General features: G+C 66.4%; 13 protein-coding genes and 1 riboswitch. Of the genes, 8 read left to right on the top strand and 5 right to left on the bottom strand.

What is annotated here, in order from left to right:
• The first annotated feature begins 58 nt into the window (after positions 1 to 58).
• Both proC and FQK05_RS16810 read left to right on the top strand, forming a co-directional pair.
• Positions 59 to 874 (top strand): pyrroline-5-carboxylate reductase, encoded by an 816-nt coding sequence (proC, locus tag FQK05_RS16815; RefSeq protein ID WP_158968939.1) that lies wholly within the window; start codon positions 59 to 61, stop codon positions 872 to 874.
• On the top strand, positions 867 to 1,208 hold the full coding sequence (locus FQK05_RS16810) for a tRNA-binding protein (RefSeq protein ID WP_158968937.1): 342 nt from the start codon (positions 867 to 869) through the stop codon (positions 1,206 to 1,208). Before proC ends, FQK05_RS16810 begins: the two co-directional genes overlap by 8 nt.
• A 152-nt stretch (positions 1,209 to 1,360) precedes the next feature.
• Here FQK05_RS16810 and FQK05_RS16805 read toward each other — a convergent pair whose 3' ends face one another.
• From FQK05_RS16805 to FQK05_RS16795, 3 genes are all read right to left on the bottom strand, one after another.
• On the bottom strand, positions 1,361 to 1,960 hold the full coding sequence (locus tag FQK05_RS16805) for a thymidine kinase (protein ID WP_158968935.1): 600 nt from the start codon (positions 1,958 to 1,960) through the stop codon (positions 1,361 to 1,363).
• 247 nt (positions 1,961 to 2,207) lie between these two features.
• Positions 2,208 to 5,534, bottom strand: a complete 3,327-nt coding sequence (gene carB / locus FQK05_RS16800) for a carbamoyl-phosphate synthase large subunit (protein ID WP_158968933.1) — start codon at positions 5,532 to 5,534, stop codon at positions 2,208 to 2,210.
• Between the two features lie 165 nt (positions 5,535 to 5,699).
• A complete protein-coding gene (locus tag FQK05_RS16795; RefSeq protein WP_158968931.1) occupies positions 5,700 to 6,920 on the bottom strand; it encodes an SAM-dependent methyltransferase in 1,221 nt (406 codons plus the stop codon).
• Positions 6,921 to 7,216: 296 nt separating this feature from the next.
• Between FQK05_RS16795 and aspS the strand changes: the two genes are divergently transcribed.
• Complete coding sequence (aspS, locus tag FQK05_RS16790) at positions 7,217 to 9,235, top strand: aspartate--tRNA ligase (protein WP_158968929.1); 2,019 nt, start codon at positions 7,217 to 7,219, stop codon at positions 9,233 to 9,235.
• A 183-nt stretch (positions 9,236 to 9,418) separates the two neighbouring features.
• On the opposite strand, the gene FQK05_RS16785 is transcribed toward aspS, so the two are convergent.
• Positions 9,419 to 10,279 carry a bifunctional allantoicase/(S)-ureidoglycine aminohydrolase gene (locus FQK05_RS16785; protein ID WP_158968927.1) on the bottom strand — a complete coding sequence of 287 codons (861 nt, stop codon included), beginning with the start codon at positions 10,277 to 10,279 and terminating at the stop codon, positions 9,419 to 9,421.
• A 267-nt stretch (positions 10,280 to 10,546) separates the two neighbouring features.
• Between FQK05_RS16785 and FQK05_RS16780 the strand changes: the two genes are divergently transcribed.
• The 5 genes from FQK05_RS16780 (at position 10,547) to FQK05_RS16760 (ending at position 18,237) form a co-directional block, all read left to right on the top strand.
• Positions 10,547 to 11,998, top strand: a complete 1,452-nt coding sequence (locus FQK05_RS16780) for a glutamine synthetase family protein (RefSeq protein ID WP_158968925.1) — start codon at positions 10,547 to 10,549, stop codon at positions 11,996 to 11,998.
• Between the two features lie 76 nt (positions 11,999 to 12,074).
• Positions 12,075 to 12,183: riboswitch (glycine riboswitch) on the top strand.
• Between the two features lie 122 nt (positions 12,184 to 12,305).
• Positions 12,306 to 13,445 carry a glycine cleavage system aminomethyltransferase GcvT gene (gcvT, locus tag FQK05_RS16775; protein WP_158968923.1) on the top strand — a complete coding sequence of 380 codons (1,140 nt, stop codon included), beginning with the start codon at positions 12,306 to 12,308 and terminating at the stop codon, positions 13,443 to 13,445.
• A gap of 21 nt (positions 13,446 to 13,466) precedes the next feature.
• Entirely contained in the window at positions 13,467 to 13,826 is a 360-nt protein-coding gene (gene gcvH / locus FQK05_RS16770; RefSeq protein ID WP_158968921.1) for a glycine cleavage system protein GcvH, read from the top strand.
• A 197-nt stretch (positions 13,827 to 14,023) separates the two neighbouring features.
• Positions 14,024 to 16,891: an aminomethyl-transferring glycine dehydrogenase gene (gcvP, locus tag FQK05_RS16765; protein WP_158968919.1), complete on the top strand. Its 2,868-nt coding sequence runs from the start codon at positions 14,024 to 14,026 to the stop codon at positions 16,889 to 16,891.
• A gap of 503 nt (positions 16,892 to 17,394) precedes the next feature.
• Positions 17,395 to 18,237 carry a c-type cytochrome gene (locus FQK05_RS16760; RefSeq protein WP_233270549.1) on the top strand — a complete coding sequence of 281 codons (843 nt, stop codon included), beginning with the start codon at positions 17,395 to 17,397 and terminating at the stop codon, positions 18,235 to 18,237.
• Positions 18,238 to 18,249: 12 nt separating this feature from the next.
• Here FQK05_RS16760 and truA read toward each other — a convergent pair whose 3' ends face one another.
• Entirely contained in the window at positions 18,250 to 19,020 is a 771-nt protein-coding gene (gene truA / locus FQK05_RS16755; RefSeq protein ID WP_158968915.1) for a tRNA pseudouridine(38-40) synthase TruA, read from the bottom strand.
• Between the last annotated feature and the right edge of the window lie 196 nt (positions 19,021 to 19,216).

Here is a 19,216-nt window from a genome sequence, read left to right as displayed (position 1 = left end):
GCAGGGCCCGACCGATCTCCCGGCGGCGCGCCACGGATGCGGGCCACGGGAGAACGACATGGATTTTGCAGAGATTGCCGGACGGGGCCTCGTGCTTCTGGGCTGCGGTCGCATGGGATCGGCCATGCTGGACGGCTGGCTGAAGGGCGGCCTGCCGGCAGAGGCCGTCTGGGTCAAGGATCCGCATCCGTCCGACTGGCTGAAGGCGCAAGGGGTCCACGTCAACGCGGATATGCCACCGGCGCCCGCCATCGTGGTCATCGCGGTCAAGCCGCAGATGATGACGGAAGCGCTGCCGTCGATTTCCGACCTGGGCGGGGGTGCGACGCTGTTCATTTCCGTCGCGGCCGGAACGCTTCTTGCGAAGTTCGAGGAGATCCTTGGCGCGAACACGCCGATCGTCCGCGCCATGCCCAACACGCCGGCCGCGATCGGGCGGGGAATCACCGCCATCGTGGGCAATGCCAAGGTCAGTGCCGCAGAGTTGGACCAGGCCGATGCGCTGCTGCAGGCAGTGGGCGAGACTGTGCGGCTGGAAAGCGAGGCGCAGATGGATGCCGTGACCGGCGTCAGCGGATCGGGTCCGGCCTATGTCTTCCTGATGATCGAGGCGATGGCGGCCGCGGGCGTGGCCCAGGGGCTGCCTGCGGACCTGGCGATGCGGCTGGCCAAGGCCACCATGGCCGGGGCCGGTGCGCTGGCGCTGCCCCACGACGCGGATCCGGCCCAGCTGCGGATCAACGTGACCAGCCCGGCCGGGACAACGGCGGCGGCGCTGGAGGTTCTGATGGACGGGGCGGAGGGTCTGCCGCCCCTGATGGAAAAGGCGGTCGCTGCGGCGGCTGCACGGTCGAAGGAGCTGTCGCGTGGCTGAAGAGATCACGTTCGAGGATTTCGAGAAGGTCGACATCCGCGTGGGCGAGGTGCTGCGCGCCGAACCCTTTCCCGAGGCACGCAAGCCCGCCATCAAGCTGTGGATCGATTTCGGGCCGACGGTGGGCGAGAAGAGGTCTTCTGCCCAGATCACCGCGCATTACGACCCGGAGATGCTGATCGGCAAGCAGGTGCTGGCGGTGGTGAACTTCCCGCCGCGCCAGATCGGGCCCTTCATGAGCGAGGTTCTGGTACTGGGCCTGGCGGATCTTGAAGGCGGGATCGTCCTTGTCTCGCCAGACCAGGTGGTGCCCACCGGCGAACGCCTGCGCTGACGTGCCATCCCGGGGCCGCCGCCCCCGGGCGGCCGGCCCACCCACCCCGCCCCTCGGCGGATCCTTCCGGGCCCGCCTCCCGTCCGCCCGGGGGCGGCGGGGTGGTTCGGTTGAGGGGCGCTGAAGAGCGACGTCTTGCCCGGGCCGCGGCCTCAGGCGGGGCTGTCGTCCGGTAGCTCTCCCATCGCCGCGCGCCAGTGGCGGCGGCAGAGCGAGACATAGGTCTCGTTCCCACCGATCTGCACCTGGTTGCCGTCGTGCAGGACTTCCCCGTCCGGGCCGCGGCGGACGACCATGGTGGCCTTCTTGCCGCAATGGCAGATGGTGCGGACCTCACGCATCTCGTCGGCGAGGGCAAGGAGGGCGGCAGAGCCCGGAAAGAGTTCGCCCCGGAAATCGACCCGCAGGCCGTAGGCCAGGATCGGGACCTTCAGGTCGTCGACCACGCGGGCCAGCTGCCAGACCTGTTCCTTCGACAGGAACTGCGCCTCGTCCACGAAGATGCAGGCGACCGGGCCCTGGGCCAGGCGGTCCGCGATCTTGGCGAAGAGGTCTTCGTCGGGCGCGAAAGTGTCGGCCTCGGAACCGATCCCGATCCGCGAGGCGATCCGGCCCTTGCCTGCCCGGCCGTCGATGGCGGCGGTCATCAGGTAGGTCTGCATGCCGTTTTCACGGTAGTTGTGGGACGCCTGAAGCAGCACCGTCGACTTGCCGGCGTTCATCGTCGAGTAGTTGAAGAAGAGCTTGGCCATGGCCGCACGTATGCGTCACGCCCGGGCGGGGTTCAACGGCGCGGGCGTCGCGGAAGGGGAGTATTTGGGAAGAGAAGAAGCCCCAGGGACGGGTCAGATGAACGGCACCAGCGGCACGTCGCAGGCGGCGAGCAGGGTCAGGGACAGAAGGGCTACGGCGGTGAGGATCAGGCGCACGTTGGATGCTCCTTCCGTTGAGGTGTGCGGTATCGCGACCGGCGCCCGGAGAAGGCGCCGGTCAAGTCCGTCAGGCCTGGAGCGGTTTCACGTCCAGGTCATTGTCCGCCTGGGCCTGGATGGCCAGGGCCGCGGCGTGGGCGGCGGCGGCAGTTGTATAGTAGGGGATCTTGTCCTGGAGCGCCACCGAACGGATGCCGCGCGAATCCTCGACCGCCTGGGCGCCTTCGGTGGTGTTGATCACCAGGTCGACGCCGCCGTCCTTCATCATGTCGACGATGTTCGGGCGGCCTTCGTAGACCTTATTCACCGTGGTGCAGGGCACGTCGTGTTCCGCCAGCCAGCCGGCCGTGCCGCGGGTGGCGACCAGGGTGAAGCCCTGGGCCACCAGCACCTGCGCCGCTTCCAGCGTCTGGGGCGACTTGTCGGCGTCCTTGATAGAGATGAAGGCGCAGCCCGACGATGGCAGGACCATGCCCGCGCCCAACTGGGCCTTGAGGAACGCCCGCGCGAAGCTGCGGTCCCAGCCCATGACCTCGCCCGTCGACCGCATCTCGGGCCCCAGGATCGTGTCGACGCCCGGGAAGCGGGCGAAGGGCATGACCGCCTCCTTGACCGAGAACCAGGGCATCTTGGGGTCGACCAGCGTCATCGGATCCGCCAACGGCAGCACCGAATCGTAGCTGACATCGGCGTAGGGAGCCCGCATCGGGAAGTTCGACAGGGGTTCGCCCGCCATCAGCCGCGCGGCGATGGAGGCGATGGCCGAATCGGTCGCCTTGGCCACGAAGGGCACGGTGCGCGAGGCGCGCGGGTTGACCTCGATCAGGTAGATCTCGCCATCCTTTACCGCGAACTGGACGTTCATCAGGCCCACGACGTTCAGGGCCAGCGCCAGGGCGCGGGTCTGGGTTTCGACCTCGGCGATGATCTCGGGGGGCAGCGAATAGGGGGGCAGCGAGCAGGCGCTGTCGCCGGAATGGACGCCGGCCTCTTCGATGTGCTGCATGATGCCGGCCACGTGGACATCGGTGCCGTCGCAGAGCGCATCGACATCCAGTTCCACGGCGCCATCCAGGTAGCTGTCGAGCAACACCGGGCTGTCGCCCGAGACCACGACCGCCTCGGCGATGTAGCGTTCCAGGTGGTCGCCGTCGCGGACGATTTCCATCGCCCGGCCGCCCAGCACGTAGGACGGGCGGATGACCAGCGGATAGCCCAGCGTGGTGGCATGGGTGCGGGCCTCGGCATCGGACCAGGCGATGGCGTTCCGCGGCTGCTTCAGGCCCAGGTCCTGCACCAGCTTCTGGAAACGTTCGCGGTCTTCGGCCAGGTCGATGGCGTCGGGCGAGGTGCCCAGGATCGGGATCCCGGCCTCCTGCAGCGCATCGGCCAGTTTCAGGGGCGTCTGGCCGCCGAACTGGACGATCACGCCCTTCAGCGTGCCGTTCTGCTGTTCGGTCGTCAGGATTTCCATCACGTGTTCGAAGGTCAGCGGTTCGAAGTACAACCGGTCGGACGTGTCATAGTCGGTCGACACCGTTTCCGGATTACAGTTGATCATGATGGTCTCGAAGCCCGCATCCGTCAGCGCATAGCAGGCGTGACAGCAGCAGTAGTCGAATTCGATCCCCTGGCCGATCCGGTTCGGGCCGCCGCCCAGGATCACGACCTTGCTGCGGTCGGTGGGACGGGCCTCGCATTCGACCTCGCCCATCACCGGGACTTCGTAGGTCGAGTACATGTAGGGGGTCTGCGCCTCGAACTCGGCGGCGCAGGTGTCGATCCGCTTGAAGACGGCGCGGACGTCAAGGTTGTGACGGGCCCGGCGGACATTGTCCTCGTCCCGGCCGGTCAGTTCGCCCAGCCGCGCGTCGGTGAAGCCCATCATCTTGACGATGCGCAGGCCCGCTTCGGTCATCGGCAGACCGTCCTTGCGCAGCTCGGCCTCCATGTCGACGATCTCGCGCAGGCGGTCGAGGAACCAGGGGTCGAACTTGGTCACCGCCTGGATTTCATCGTTGGAAAGGCCGTGCCGCATGGCTTGCGCGATGGTGCGCAGCCGGTCCGGCGTCTGCTTCGTTAGCTCGCGCGTGATCGCGGCCTTGTCGGGCGCGCCGGGGATCGCGATCTCGTTCAGGCCGGTCAGGCCGGTTTCCAGCGAGGCCAGCGCCTTCTGCAGCGATTCGTGGAAGGTCCGGCCGATGGCCATGGCTTCGCCGACCGACTTCATCGCGGTGGTCAGTTCGGGCTTGGCGCCCGGGAACTTCTCGAAGGCGAAGCGCGGGATCTTGGTCACGACATAGTCGATGGACGGCTCGAAGGACGCCGGCGTTACCTTGGTGATGTCGTTGTCCAGTTCGTCCAGCGTATAACCCACGGCCAGTTTGGCTGCGATCTTGGCGATGGGGAAGCCGGTGGCCTTGGACGCCAGCGCCGACGACCGCGACACCCGAGGATTCATCTCGATCACGACCATGCGGCCGTCTTCGGGGTTGATCGCCCACTGGACGTTCGACCCGCCGGTTTCGACCCCGATCTCGCGCAGGACGGCGATACTGCCGTTGCGCATGATCTGGTATTCCTTGTCGGTCAGCGTCAGCGCGGGCGCCACGGTGATCGAATCGCCGGTGTGGACGCCCATCGGGTCCACGTTTTCGATGGAACAGACGATGATCGCGTTGTCCGCCTTGTCGCGGACGACCTCCATCTCGAATTCCTTCCAGCCCAGCAGGCTTTCGTCGACCAGGATCTGGCTGACCGGCGAGGCGTCGAGGCCCGAGCGGCAGATGTTCTCGTAATCTTCGCGGTTATAGGCCACGCCGCCGCCGGTGCCGCCCAGGGTGAAGGCGGGGCGGATGATGGCGGGCAGGCCGATGTCATCGATGGCGTCCATGGCGATCTTCACGCCAGCCTCGATGTCATAGCCCTTCTCGCCCTTGGGCGAGGACACGATGGTGGCCTTCGGATTTTCCAGCCCGATACGGTCCATCGCTTCGCGGAACAGCTTGCGGTCTTCGGCCATCTCGATGGCCTCGCGCTTGGCGCCGATCATCTCGACCCCGAACTTTTCCAGGACGCCCATTTCTTCCAGCGCAAGCGAGGTGTTCAGGCCGGTCTGGCCGCCCATCGTGGGCAGCAGGGCGTCGGGCCGTTCCTTTTCGATGATCCGGGCCACCACTTCGGGCGTGATCGGTTCGATATAGGTGGCGTCGGCCAGGGACGGGTCCGTCATGATGGTCGCCGGGTTGGAGTTCACCAGGATGACCCGGTATCCTTCCTCCTTCAGCGCCTTGCAGGCCTGGGCACCGGAGTAATCGAACTCGCAGGCCTGGCCGATGACGATTGGCCCCGCCCCGATGATCATGATCGAGCGGATATCGGTGCGCTTCGGCATCTTCTTTTCCCCTGAGTTCGGCACGCGCCCAAGGGCGCACAAATTGTCGTGCGTTATAGGCACGGGCCGGAAAGGTGCAAGGGGTCAGTCCCGGAAGAAGCGCCGCAAACGCCGCGACGTCCTTTCCCATGCCGCGCGGCGCCGGTCCCGGCACCGCGCAATCGCCTATTCCGCCGCTTGCTGCTGCGCCAGCGGCGAGGGGTACAGATAATCGCGCGTGATCGGCACGACGTTGTTCTTGTGGCTCAACTGGACCTGGAACACGGTCAGCTTCTGTTCCTCGAAGGTCATGATGCTGGCGATCAGGTAGAACCGCCACATCCGGACGAACCGTTCGTCATGCATTGTCCGGACGGCCGGAAGCTGTGCCTCGAAACGTTTCAGCCATTCCCGAAGGGTCAGGGCATAGTGCAGGCGCAGGATCTCGATATCGTCCAGCATCAGCCACGAATCCTCGATCGGAACCGCCAGTTCCGACAGGGACGGGACATAGCCGCCGGGGAAAATGTACTTGTTCAGCCACGGCGATTGCGGGGCAGGGGGGGAACTGCGCCCGATGGTGTGGATCAGCGCGATCCCGTCCGGGCCGAGCAGTTCCGCGACTTTTGCGAAGTACTCGCTGAAATGGGGCGACCCTACGTGCTCCAGCATGCCCACGGACACGATCCGGTCGAAGGGATCGGTGATCGTGCGGTAATCCTGAAGGCGCAGTTCGACACGGTCGGAAAGCCCCGCGTCCTGGACCCGCCGTTTCGCGGTGGCCAACTGGTTTTCCGACAGGGTCACGCCAACCACGCGCGCGCCGAAATCGCGCGCCAGCGTGATCGACAGGCCGCCCCAGCCACAGCCGATGTCCAGGACGCGCATGCCGGGCTCGATCCGCAGCTTCTGGCCGATATGGGCCTTCTTGGCCGCCTGCGCCTCTTCCAGGCTCATCTCGGGCCGGGCGAAGTAGGCGCAGGAATACTGCATGTCCTCGTCCAGGAAGAGCCGGTAGAGATCGTCCGAGATGTCGTAGTGATGTGCGACGTTGTTCTTTGAGGACCGCGCGTTGTTCTTCATTGCGAAGTTGCGGAGAAGAAAACGCATCCAATACGCGAAACGCGCAAATCCTGGCAGGCTTTCTGTCTTGTAGTTGCGCTGCAAGAGCTGCATAAGCCCCAGCAGGTCGTCGGTCAGGACGGTGCCGTCCATGTAACCTTCGCCGAACCCCATCTCGGGATTGAGGCAAAGCGCCTTCAGTGCCGCGGTTTGCGTGACCTTCATGTCTGCGTGCGGCGCCTGGCCGTCACCGTAGGTCTTGGTGTTTCCGTCGGGATACGTGATACGCAGCGTACCCGTCTTTAGCAACCGCATGGCCATCCGGTGAAACAGAGTTTCCCACATGATGTCCCCCTTATCGTCGTCAGATGGCCACCGGCCAGCTGAACGAATCATACACGAGCTTAACGATTTGCTAAACATTTTGGTTCCTTCCGAAAGGGCAAGGAAGCTGTGCATTGCTGCGAAGTTAACGAATCGTGCAGGCGACGTGGCTTCCGGGTCGCTCCGGGCTCGCGATGGGGCCGGTTCCGGCCCTTGTCGGTAGGGTATCCAGACTGCCCTTGACTTGGCCTGCGGTCCGCGGTGTATGCGGCACGCGTTCCCGCGCCTTTGAAATTATGCCCGCAAGGAGCTTTCCGATGCACGCCTATCGTACCCACAGCTGTGCCGACCTGTCCGCGGCCGATGTTGGCGCCACCGTGCGCCTGTCGGGCTGGGTGCACCGGGTGCGAGATCACGGCGGCGTCCTTTTCATCGACCTGCGCGACCATTACGGCGTGACACAGGTCCTGTGCGACGGCGACAGCCCGGCCTTCGCGGCGCTGGAAAAGGTCCGGTCCGAATGGTGCATCCGCATCGACGGCACGGTGAAGGCCCGCGCACCCGAACTGGTGAACCCCAAGCTGCCGACGGGCGAGATCGAGGTCTATGTCCGCGAGCTGGAGGTCCTGGGCTCGGCCCCGGAACTGCCGCTGATGGTCTTCGGCGATCAGGAATACCCTGAAGAAACGCGGCTTAGGTATCGCTACCTCGACCTGCGGCGCGAGGTCATGCAGAAGAACATCACCCTGCGGTCGGACGTCATCGCCTCGATCCGCCGCCGGATGTGGGACAAGAAATTCCGCGAATACCAGACGCCGATCATCACCGCGTCCAGCCCCGAAGGCGCGCGCGACTTCCTGGTGCCGTCGCGCCTGCACCCGGGCAAGTTTTATGCGCTGCCCCAGGCGCCGCAGCAGTTCAAGCAGCTGATCATGGTGTCGGGCTTCGACAAGTACTTCCAGATCGCGCCCTGCTTCCGCGATGAAGATCCGCGCGCCGACCGTTCGCCCACCGATTTCTACCAACTGGACCTGGAGATGAGCTTCGTCACCCAGCAGGACGTGTTCGACACCGTCTCGCCGGTGATCGCGGGCATCTTCGAGGAATTCGGCGGCGGCCGGAAGGTGGATGCGCCGGCCGAGTGGCCGCAGATCCCTTACAAGGAAGCGGCGCTGAAATACGGCACCGACAAGCCGGACCTCAGGAACCCGATCGAGATGCAGGTGGTGTCGGAACATTTCGCCGGCTCCGGCTTCGCGATCTTCGCGAAACTGCTGGAACAGGACGGGACCGAGATCCGCGCCATCCCCGCCCCCACCGGCGGCAGCCGCAAGTTCTGCGACCGCATGAACAGCTTCGCCCAAAGCGAAGGCCTGCCGGGCATGGGGTATATCTTCTGGCGATTCAAGAAAGCGCCGGCCCTGTCTACTTTAGACTATGGGTTTGCCGAAGACGCGGTGGCGGCATGGAAGTCCGACAGCAGGAAGCCTGAACTGATCGAAGAATCCAAGCGCTTCCTCACGTCGAAAGACAAACTTTTCAAAGAAGACACGAGCCGAGAGTTTGCGGCCTTCATGTTCGCAGTCGTCGCCGAGTTGCGGCGCATGGGCCGCGAAGAGGATGCCGGCAATCTCGAATGGGATCTTTTCGAAGAGCTTGAAGCTGCAGGTCCGCTTGCCAAGAACATCGGTCCCGAGCGCACCGAAGCCATCCGCGTTCAGCTGGGCCTGGGTGTCGGCGACGCGGCTTTCTTCCTGGGCGGCAAGCCCGAAGCCTTCGAACGCGTGGCCGGCAAGGCCCGCACCGTGATCGGCGAGGAACTGGGCCTGGTCGACAAGGACCGGTTCGCCTTTGCCTGGATCGTGGACTTCCCGATCTATGCCAAGGACGAGGAAACCGGCAAGATCGACTTCGAGCACAACCCGTTCTCGATGCCCCAGGGCGGCATGGAGGCGCTGCAGGGAGACCCGCTGGCGGTCAAGGGCTTCCAGTACGACCTGGCCTGCAACGGCTACGAGCTGATCTCGGGCGCGATCCGGAACCACAAGCCGGAGATCATGTTCAAGGCCTTCGAAATCGCGGGCTATCCCAAGTCCGAGGTCGAACGTCGCTTCGGCGGCATGGTCAATGCCTTCACCTATGGCGCCCCGCCCCATGGCGGCTGCGCGGCCGGCATCGACCGGATCGTGATGCTGCTGGCGGACGAACAGAACATCCGCGAGGTGATCATGTTCCCGATGAACCAGCGGGCCGAGGACCTTATGATGGGCGCCCCGTCGGAACCGACCTCGGACCAGCTGATGGAGCTGTCGCTGCGGGTTCTTCCGAAGGAGTGATCCCGGCGCGGGCGTCGCGTGGGGGCTCTGCCCCCACACCCCCGAGATATTTGAAGATCAAAGAAGTGGGGGCCGCGGGCCCGGAATTCGAAAGGGGCGCCGGATCCTGGATCGCGGCGCCCCTTTCTTCTCTTTCCAAATACTCAATCGAGCCTTCGGCGGCGATGCCGATGGCGGGGTGAGTCAGCGACGGGCCCAGGGGCCGCCCAGGGCGGCGTGGCGGTTCACGTCCTTGTAAAGCAGGTAGCGGAACGGTTCCGGTCCGCCGGCATAGCAGGCCTGGGGGCAGAAGGCGCGCAGCCACATGTAGTCGCCGGCCTCGACCTCGACCCAGTCCTGGTTCAGGCGGTAGACGCCCTTGCCTTCCAGCACGTAAAGACCGTGTTCCATCACGTGTGTTTCCGCGAAGGGAATCACCGCGCCGGGCAGCAGTGTGACGATGTTGACGTGCATGTCGTGGCGCATGTCTTCGGGCGAGACGAAGCGGGTGGTGGACCAGCGGCCGTCGACGCCGGGCATCGAGACGGGCGCGACCTCGAGATCCGAACTGACGAAGGGGTCTGGCTCGTCGAGGCCCGGAACCGGGATGTAGAGCTTGCGGATCCAGTGGAAGCGGGTTGCCAGGTCGCTGGTATTGTTGACCTTCCAGGCGCAGCCGGGGGGCAGGTAGGCATAGCCGCCGGGGGCCAGAACATGGTCAGTGTCGCCGATGGTCAGGGCAAGCTGGCCTTCGGTCACGAAGAGGACACCTTCGGCACCGTCTTCGGGTTCCGGCCGGTCGCTGCCGCCGCCGGGGGCCACTTCCATGATGTAATGCGAAAAAGTCTCGGCGAAGCCCGACATCGGCCGTGCCAGGATCCAGAGCCGGGTGCCGTTCCAGAAGGGCAGGGCGCTTGTCACGATATCCCGCATCGTTGTGCGCGGGATGAAGGCGTAAGCCTCTGTAAAGGCGGCCCTTCCGGTCAGAAGCTGGTCCTGCCCGGGATGGCCTGCGATGGGCCCGGCATAGTGGCGTGTGACGCCGGACGAATCGTCTGTGGCCATGGTTTTCTCCGTCTTTGGCGATAGGTCCAGTCTGTCCTGTGCCGTCTCTGTCGCCTAGGGGCGGCGGCGTTTCAACTGCTGTCTTCGAAATTTGAAACCGGGTGGCGGCGGGGGCCGTCCCTTGACATCCCGGTTGCCGCCTGCAGATCGTGAGAGCAGAAAAGAACATGTCCCGGATCGGGCCTCGCCGCCGCAAGGGGCGCGGATCGTCCGGTTTGTAGATGTTCGCGACTGCAGGATGACCGGTTTGTACAAAATGGTTTTCATATGGTGAGCCGTCTGCGCGATGGCGAGCTGGCGCTGTCGGGGCTCTGGACCGAGACCGACATGGAAGCGGCCCGTTCCGTGCTGGGGCGGGTTGAGGAATTCGGGATCGAGACGGTGCGGTTCCTGTTCGTGGATCCCCACGGCCTGTTGCGTGGCAAGGCGGTGGCGGCGCGGTCGCTTCGTTCGGTGTTCCGGTCGGGCATGGCTGTGCCGTCGACCCTGCTGTTGAAGGATCCGTCGGGGCGGACCGCCTTTCCGGTCTGGTCGGCCGAGACGGGCATCGCCGCGGGGCCGATGCAAGGGGCGGGCGACGTGCTGCTGGTGCCGCGGCCGGAGACCTTTCGGCGGCTTCCCTGGGCCCCGCATTCGGCCTGGATCCTGTGCAGCCCGCATTTCCGGGACGGAACACCCGTCCCCTTCGCCTCGGACGCCGTGCTGCGCAAGGCCGAGGCGCGGCTGGACGACGCGGGGATGGAAGCCGTCTTCGGGCTGGAGGTCGAGTTCCATGTCTTCGAGAAGACCGGCCCGGGACCCGGCCACGCGGACACGACCATGCCGCCCGCGCCGCCGGCCACGCGGCCGACAGGGCAGGGCTATCAGTTCCTGTCCGACGGGATCTATGATGCGGCCGAACCCATGCTGGACGAGATCCGCCGCGCGGCCGAAGGCCTGGCCCTGCCGCTGCGGTCGATCGAGATCGAGATGGGCCCCAGCCAGTACGAGGTCACCTTCGAGCCCGCGGGCCCGGCCGAGACCGCCGAGTGCATGGTCCTGTTCCGCGCCGCGACCAAGGCAGTGATGGCGCGCCGGGGCCTGCATGCCAGCTTCATGTCGAAGCCGGTGCTGGCCAATGTCGCGGCTTCGGGCTGGCACATCCACCAGTCGGTGCTGGACCGCGACACCGGGCGGAACCTGTTCCTGCCCGATGCCGAGGGAGCCCTGGGCGAGGTGGCGCAGGGCTGGATCGCAGGGCTTCTGACCCATGCGGCACCGGCTTCGCTGATGAATGTGCCGACGGTGAACGGCTACAAGCGGTATCAGCCGAACCAGCTGGCACCCAATGCAATCGCCTGGGGGCGCGACAACCGCGGCGCCATGTTGCGGGTGCTGGCCAGGCCCGGCGACACGGCCAGCCGGGTGGAAAACCGTGCCCCCGAAACCGCGGCAAACCCCTATTTCGCGCTGGCCGCCCAGATCCATGCCGGTCTGTGCGGGGTCGAGGCGGGCCTGGTCCTGCCGCCGCCGACCGAAACACCCTATGACGGGACCGCCACGCCTCTGCCGGCTTCGCTGGGCGCCGCCATCGAGGCCTTCGCCGCGTCGGAGACGTTCAGGGGCGCCCTGGGGCCTGACGTGGCCGATTACCTGCTGCACCTGAAGCGGTTCGAATGGGACCGGTATCTGGCGGCGCTGTCGGAATGGGAGCAGGCTGAATATTTCAGCATCTTTTAACCCGAAAGCGACGCTTTGTCCTGCGAACGCGCCAAGTGCTTGTCTGACGGCCCGGGGGACGCTAGGACAAGGGAAGAAAGCGCAGTCGGGAGAACCGGCAGGACCGCGGGCAACCGCAGACCTTGTCGGTGCCGAAGGAGCAACCGCCCCGGAAACTCTCAGGCCAACCGGACCGGATGCGCTGAAACACTCTGGAGAGTGGCACGGGGGATGACCCGCGTGCCCGCCGAAGGGCGAGAGGCCTCAGGCACATGGGACAGAGGGGGCATCGGCTGGCGGGTTTTCCCCGCTGGTAGGGGTATTGCCGATGACGGAACTTGAAACGACACCCTTGAACGGCCTGCATCGCGCGCTTGGCGCGCGGATGGTGGGCTTTGCCGGCTATGACATGCCGGTACAGTTCGCCGGGATCATGGCCGAACACGCCGCGACGCGCGACAGGGCCGGTCTGTTCGATGTCAGCCACATGGGCCAGGTGCTGCTGGACGGCGCCGGCTGGACCGATGTGGCCCTGGCCTTCGAGGCGCTGGTGCCGATGGACGTGGTGGGCCTGGGCGACGGGCGGCAGCGCTATGGGCTGCTGACCTCGGACGATGGCGGCATCCGGGACGATCTGATGTTCGCGCGCATGGGCGAGAGCCTGTTCGTGGTGGTGAACGCGGCCTGCAAGGCGGACGACATCGCCTATATGCGCGCGTCGCTGCCCGACCACGTCACGCTGACCGAAATCACCGACCGCGCGCTGATCGCGCTGCAGGGGCCGGCTGCCGAAGCCGCGCTGGCGCCGCTGTGCCCCGCCGTCACGGACATGCGCTTCATGGACGTGATCGCGGCGGACCTGTCGCTGGGCATGGGCCGGGAAGAGGTGCCGGTCTGGATCTCGCGGTCAGGCTATACCGGCGAGGACGGGTTCGAGATTTCGGTGTCTGCGTCGGCCTCCGAGGCGGTGGCGAGGAAGCTGCTGGAGAACGACGACGTCAGCCCGGTCGGCCTGGGCGCGCGGGATTCGCTGCGGCTGGAGGCGGGGCTTTGCCTTTACGGCCACGACATCGGCCTAGACACCACGCCGGTCGAGGCGGGGCTGACCTGGGCGATCCAGAAGGTCCGCCGCGCGGGCGGCCAGCGCGAAGGCGGCTTTCCCGGGGCCGAGACGATCCTGGGCCAGTTCGCCGACGGTGCGGCCCGGAAACGCGTGGGCCTGAAGCCGGAAGGCCGGGCACCGATGCGCGAAGGTGTGGAGCTTTTCGAAACGGCCGAGGGCGGGGCGCCGGTGGGCACCATCACCTCGGGCGGGTTCGGGCCGACGGTCGGGGGACCGGTGGCCATGGGCTATGTCCCTGCCGCGCTGGCGGCCCCGGGGACGCAGCTTTTCGGCGAGCTTCGTGGCAAGCGCCAGCCCGTGACAGTTGCGGCGCTGCCCTTCGTTCCGGCAAACTTCAAGAGATAAGACAGCAGGGATAGACCAGAAATGAAATTCACCGAAGAACATGAATGGCTTCTGGCCGACGGCGACATCGTCACCGTCGGAATCACCACCTATGCCGCTGAGCAGCTGGGCGATGTCGTCTTCGTGGAACTGCCCGAAGTCGGCACCGAGGTGACCAAGGACGACGAATGTGTCGTGATCGAAAGCGTCAAGGCCGCGTCCGACATCCTGGCGCCGCTGGACGGCGAGATCGTCGAGGTGAACGAGACCCTGCCTGACAACCCGTCCCTGGTGAACGAGGACGCGATGGGCGAGGCGTGGTTCTTCAAGATCAAGGTCTCCGACATGTCGCCGATGGACGATTACATGGACGAGGCCGCCTATAACGAGTTCATCGAGTAGGCTGATCGACCAGGTCCCGGGTGCCGCGTCCCCTCGCGGCGCCGATCCTGCACTTGCATTCCCGCGGCGGCCACGAAGGCTGCCCGCGATCCGAACGGAATTTCACGCCGGCCCTGCGCCGCGGCCATTGCCGTGGCCGGTCGGACCTTGGGGCCCGTGCCGCCGGCACGATGACGGCCCGGCAAAGGAGAGACGCGATGACCGACCTGTCCACCGACTACGATCCCTACGATTTCGCCAACCGCCGCCATATCGGCCCGTCGCCTTCGGAAATGGAGGCGATGCTGGATGTCGTGGGCGCCCCCACGCTGGACGCCCTGATCGACGAGACGGTCCCGGGATCGATCCGCGCCGTCGATCCGCTGGTCTTCGAGGATCCCCTGTCCGAACGCGACCTCCTGGCGCGGATGCGCAAGGTGGCGGCGAAGAACAAGGTCATGACCTCGCTGATCGGGCAGGGCTATCACGGCACGGTCACGCCGCCCGCGATCCAGCGCAACATCCTGGAAAACCCCGCCTGGTACACGGCCTATACGCCCTACCAGGCCGAGATCAGCCAGGGCCGGCTGGAGGCGCTTTTGAACTTCCAGACCATGATGGGCGACCTGACGGGCCTGGAGGTCGCGAACGCGTCCCTGCTGGACGAGGCCACGGCCTGTGCCGAAGCCATGACCATGGCCGAACGCGTGGCGAAGTCGAAGTCGAAGGCGTTCTTCGTCGATGAAAACTGCCACCCCCAGAACATTGCCGTGATGAAGACCCGGGCCGAACCGCTGGGGATCGAGATCATCGTCGGCGCGCCCGAGGCGCTGGACCCCGAAACCGTCTTCGGCGCCGTCTTCCAGTATCCCGGCACCCATGGCGAGATCCGCGATTTCACGCCCGAAATCGCCGCACTGCACGCAGCCAAGGCCATCGCCGTGGTCGCCGCAGACCCGATGGCGCTGACCCTGCTGAAGGAACCGGGCGCCATGGGTGCCGACATCGCCGTTGGGTCGACCCAGCGATTTGGCGTGCCGATCGGCTATGGCGGGCCGCACGCCGCCTATATGGCCACGAAACAGGCCCATGTCCGGTCGATGCCCGGCCGCCTTGTCGGCGTCAGCGTCGATGCGCAGGGCAACCGCGCCTATCGCCTGTCGCTGCAGACCCGCGAACAGCATATCCGGCGCGAGAAGGCCACGTCGAACGTGTGCACCGCGCAGGCCCTGCTGGCGGTGATGGCGTCCTTCTATGGCGTCTTCCACGGGCCGGTGGGCCTGAAGGCCATCGCCCACCGCATCCACCGCCTGACCGCACGCATGGCCCGCGGGCTGGAAGGGGCGGGCTTTGCCGTGGCACCGGGCGCTTTCTTCGACACGATCACGGTCGACGTCGGGCTGCTGCAGCGCGGTGTCCTGCAGGCGGCAGAACGCGAGGGCCTGAATCTGCGCCGCGTCGGTCAGACCAGGGTCGGCATCACGCTGGACGAGCTGACCCGTGCGGCAACGGTCGAGGCCGTCTGGCGCGCTTTCGGCATCGATGCGCCCAAGGACGACCCGTTGCGCGACGATGCGAAGGGCGAGGCCGAGCGCCTGCCCGAAGGTCTGAAGCGCGAGAGCGATTTCATGACCCACCCGGTCTTTCACATGAACCGGGCCGAGACCGAGATGATGCGCTACATGCGCCGCCTGGCCGACCGCGACCTGGCCCTGGACCGCGCGATGATCCCGCTGGGATCCTGCACCATGAAGCTGAACGCGGCTGCCGAGATGATGCCGATCAGCTGGCCGGAATTCGCATCGCTCCACCCTTTCGTGCCGGCGAACCAGGCGCTGGGCTACAAGGAGATGATCGACGACCTGTCGGCCAAGCTTTGCGCGATCACCGGCTACGACGCCTTTTCCATGCAACCCAATTCGGGCGCGCAGGGCGAGTACGCGGGTCTGATGACGATCCGCGCCTTCCACATCGCCAATGGCGAAGGGCACCGCAAGGTCTGCCTGATCCCGATGAGCGCGCACGGCACCAACCCGGCTTCGGCCCAGATGGCAGGCTGGGACGTGGTGGCGGTGAAATCGGCGGCGAACGGGGATATCGACCTGGACGATTTCCGCGCCAAGGCGGAAAAGCACGGGCCCAATCTGGCCGGTTGCATGATCACCTATCCCTCGACCCATGGCGTGTTCGAGGAAACGGTGCGCGAGGTCTGCGCCATCACCCATGAACATGGCGGACAGGTCTATATCGACGGCGCCAACATGAACGCGATGGTGGGTCTGGCGCGTCCCGGCGACCTGGGCGGCGATGTCAGCCACCTGAACCTGCACAAGACCTTCTGCATCCCCCATGGCGGCGGCGGCCCCGGCATGGGCCCGATCGGCGTCAAGGCGCACCTGACGCCGTTCCTGCCGGGCCACCCGGCCACGGGCGGCAAGACCGGCCCGGTGTCCGCCGCGCCCTACGGCTCGCCGTCGCTTCTGCCGATCTCCTGGGCCTATTGCCTGATGATGGGGGGCGAGGGGCTGACCCAGGCGACGCGGGTGGCGATCCTGAACGCCAACTACATCGCCAAGCGGCTGGAAGGCGCCTTCGACGTGCTGTTCAAGGGCGGCAAGGGGCGGGTGGCGCATGAATGCATCCTGGACACGCGGCCCTTCCTGGACAGCGCCGGCGTGACGGTGGACGACATCGCCAAGCGCCTTGCCGATTGCGGTTTCCACGCGCCGACGATGAGCTGGCCGGTGGCGGGCACGCTGATGGTCGAGCCCACGGAAAGCGAGACCAAGGCCGAACTCGACCGCTTCTGCGACGCGATGCTGGCGATCAGGGCCGAGATCGCGCATATCGAGGAGGGCCGGATCGACCGCGACAACAATCCGCTGAAGAACGCGCCCCACACGATGGAGGACCTGGTCCGCGACTGGGACCGGCCCTATTCCCGCGAACAGGGCTGTTTTCCGCCGGGATCCTTCCGGGTCGACAAGTACTGGCCGCCGGTCAACCGGGTCGACAATGTCTGGGGCGACCGCAACCTGACCTGCACCTGCCCGCCGATGGAAGCCTATGCCGACGCGGCTGAGTAATCGCCGGCCGGCGTGACCGGGCCAATGGGGCCAGATCGGGTCTGACCGGTGCCCGCCGGTTTCCCGACCGCGGCGCGGGCGTTGCGGTCGGATGCCTCCGGCGGGAGGTATTTGGAAAGAGAAGAAGGGGCGCGCGCGCCCTGCTTTCCGTCGGTGGCACGACAGCCGCCGGGCGAGGTTGAGACGCCGCGGCCCTGCTTCCCTGATCATCGCATGTTTCCGCGGCCGGATCGTGACACCGCGGTGCAGGCCGGCGCCAGCATCTGCGCCGCCCGCATCCATCCGGCACTGAGCCATGGCGTCCAGATCGACATGACCCCTGCCAAGGCCCGGACGCGGCGGCGCCGGGCAGGGGAGGCCGCGCCGGGCCCACGAAATTCCCCACCGGATCGTACATTCCGTGATATTCTTGACGTTAGGGAAAGCGTGCGAGTCGCAGCCCAGGTCGGGTGCAATCCACCAAGAACAAGGGCCGGAAAACCGGTTCGGGAGGAATGGAAGACATGAACCGGATGACGATGTGCCTGGCCGCCGCCGTGCTGGCCGGCGCAGGGGCCGTATCGGCCGAAACCCTGCAGGAGCGCGGCGAATACCTGGTCCGCGGGCCCGCCGGCTGCGGAAACTGCCACACGCCCATCGGTCCCGATGGCCCGGTCGCCAACATGGAGCTGGCCGGCCGCCTGGTCGAGAAGAACCCGGCCTTCACCGCCATTGCCCCCAATATCACGCCCGCAGGCGCAATAGGCGGCTGGTCCGATGCGGAACTGGCCCGCGCGATCCGCGAAGGCATTCGCCCCGACGGTTCGGTCATCGGCCCGCCGATGCCCTTTGCCTTCTACCGCGGTCTTTCGGATACGGACCTTGCGGCCATCGTGGCCTTCCTGCGGACCCTGCCGGGGATCGAGAACGATCCGGGTATCTCGCACTACAATATCCCGCTGCCCCCGGCCTACGGGCCCCCGGTCGCCGGGGTGGCCGACATCCCGCGGGGACCCACGGTGGAATACGGAGCCTACCTGGCCGGCCCGGTGACCCATTGCCTGGAATGCCACACGCCGATGGGGCCGCAGGGACCGATGGTCGACACCGACCTGGGCCGCGGCGGGTTCGAGTTCCATGGGCCCTGGGGCACCTCGGTCGCGTCGAACCTGACCAGCCATGCGGACGGGCTGGCCCGCTACTCGGATGACGAACTGAAGGCGATGATCGTGAACGGCACGCGTCCGGACGGCAGCCCGATGATGCCGCCGATGCCCTATGGCTACCTTGCCCACATGACACCCGGGGATCTGGACGCCATTGTGGCCTACCTGCGCACGCTGCCGCCGCTGCCCGACAAGGGGTAAGGTCGGGGCCGGCTACGGGGCGAAAGGATCCGTGTCGTAGCCGACGCCGGCCAGGTACAGCCCAGTCGGCGGCGCCACGGGCCCGCAGGTGGCCCGGTCGCGGGCCTCCAGCGCGGCCCGGACATCGTCCGGGGCCCAGGCGCCTCGGCCGACGCGCTCGAGCGTGCCGACGAAGCTGCGCACCTGGTTGTGCAGGAAGGACCGCGCCCGGACGCGGATCTGGATTTCAGGCCCGAAAAAGCCATCGACCCGCGCCACGTCCACGGCATCGACCGTCTTCACCGGGCTTTTCGCCTGACAGATCGAGGCGCGGAAGGTCGTGAAATCGTGCCGTCCCAGCAGATGGTTCGCACCTTTCTGCATGGCTTCGGCATCAAGGTCGTGACCGATCTTCCAGACCTGGCCGTGGATCAGCGTCGGCGGCGCCCGGCGCAGCAGGATCCGGTAGAGATAGCGCCGTTCCACCGCCGAGAACCTTGCATGCCAGTCGTCATCGACAGCCGCGGCGACGGTGATGGCAACCGGCGCGGGCTTCAGATGATGGTTCAACGCTTCCGACAATCGGAATGGATCCCAGCTTTTCTCCATGTCGCAATGCGCCACTTGTGCCAGCGCATGGACGCCAGCATCGGTGCGGCCGGCCGCGGCGATCGTGTGCGCGCGCGGCTCCAGCTTCGCCAGTGCGGCCTCGATTGCGCCCTGGACCGACGGCTGGTCGGCCTGGCGCTGCCAGCCCGCGAAGGGGCCGCCATCATATTCGACACGAAGGGCATAACGGGGCATGCGCGCCTCCTAGTCCGCGCCGCGCTGCCGGGCAAGGCCCGTGCGCGATCCCTGTGGTCCGCCCCCCTGCCGCAAGCGGTGCAAAGGGGAGTATTTGGAAGGAGAAGAAGGGGGCAGGCGGCCCCCGGACAGGCGCCGGAAAGTCGTCCCCGCAGGGCGCTGCAGGCTGTGAACCGCGCCGTCCAACACAGCCAGG

It is taken from the genome of Chachezhania sediminis (assembly GCF_009765275.1).
GTDB classification, from domain to species: Bacteria; Pseudomonadota; Alphaproteobacteria; order Rhodobacterales; family Rhodobacteraceae; genus Chachezhania; species Chachezhania sediminis.
Note: the sequence above shows the minus strand (reverse complement) of the source record. Positions and strands in the feature narration are given on the sequence as shown.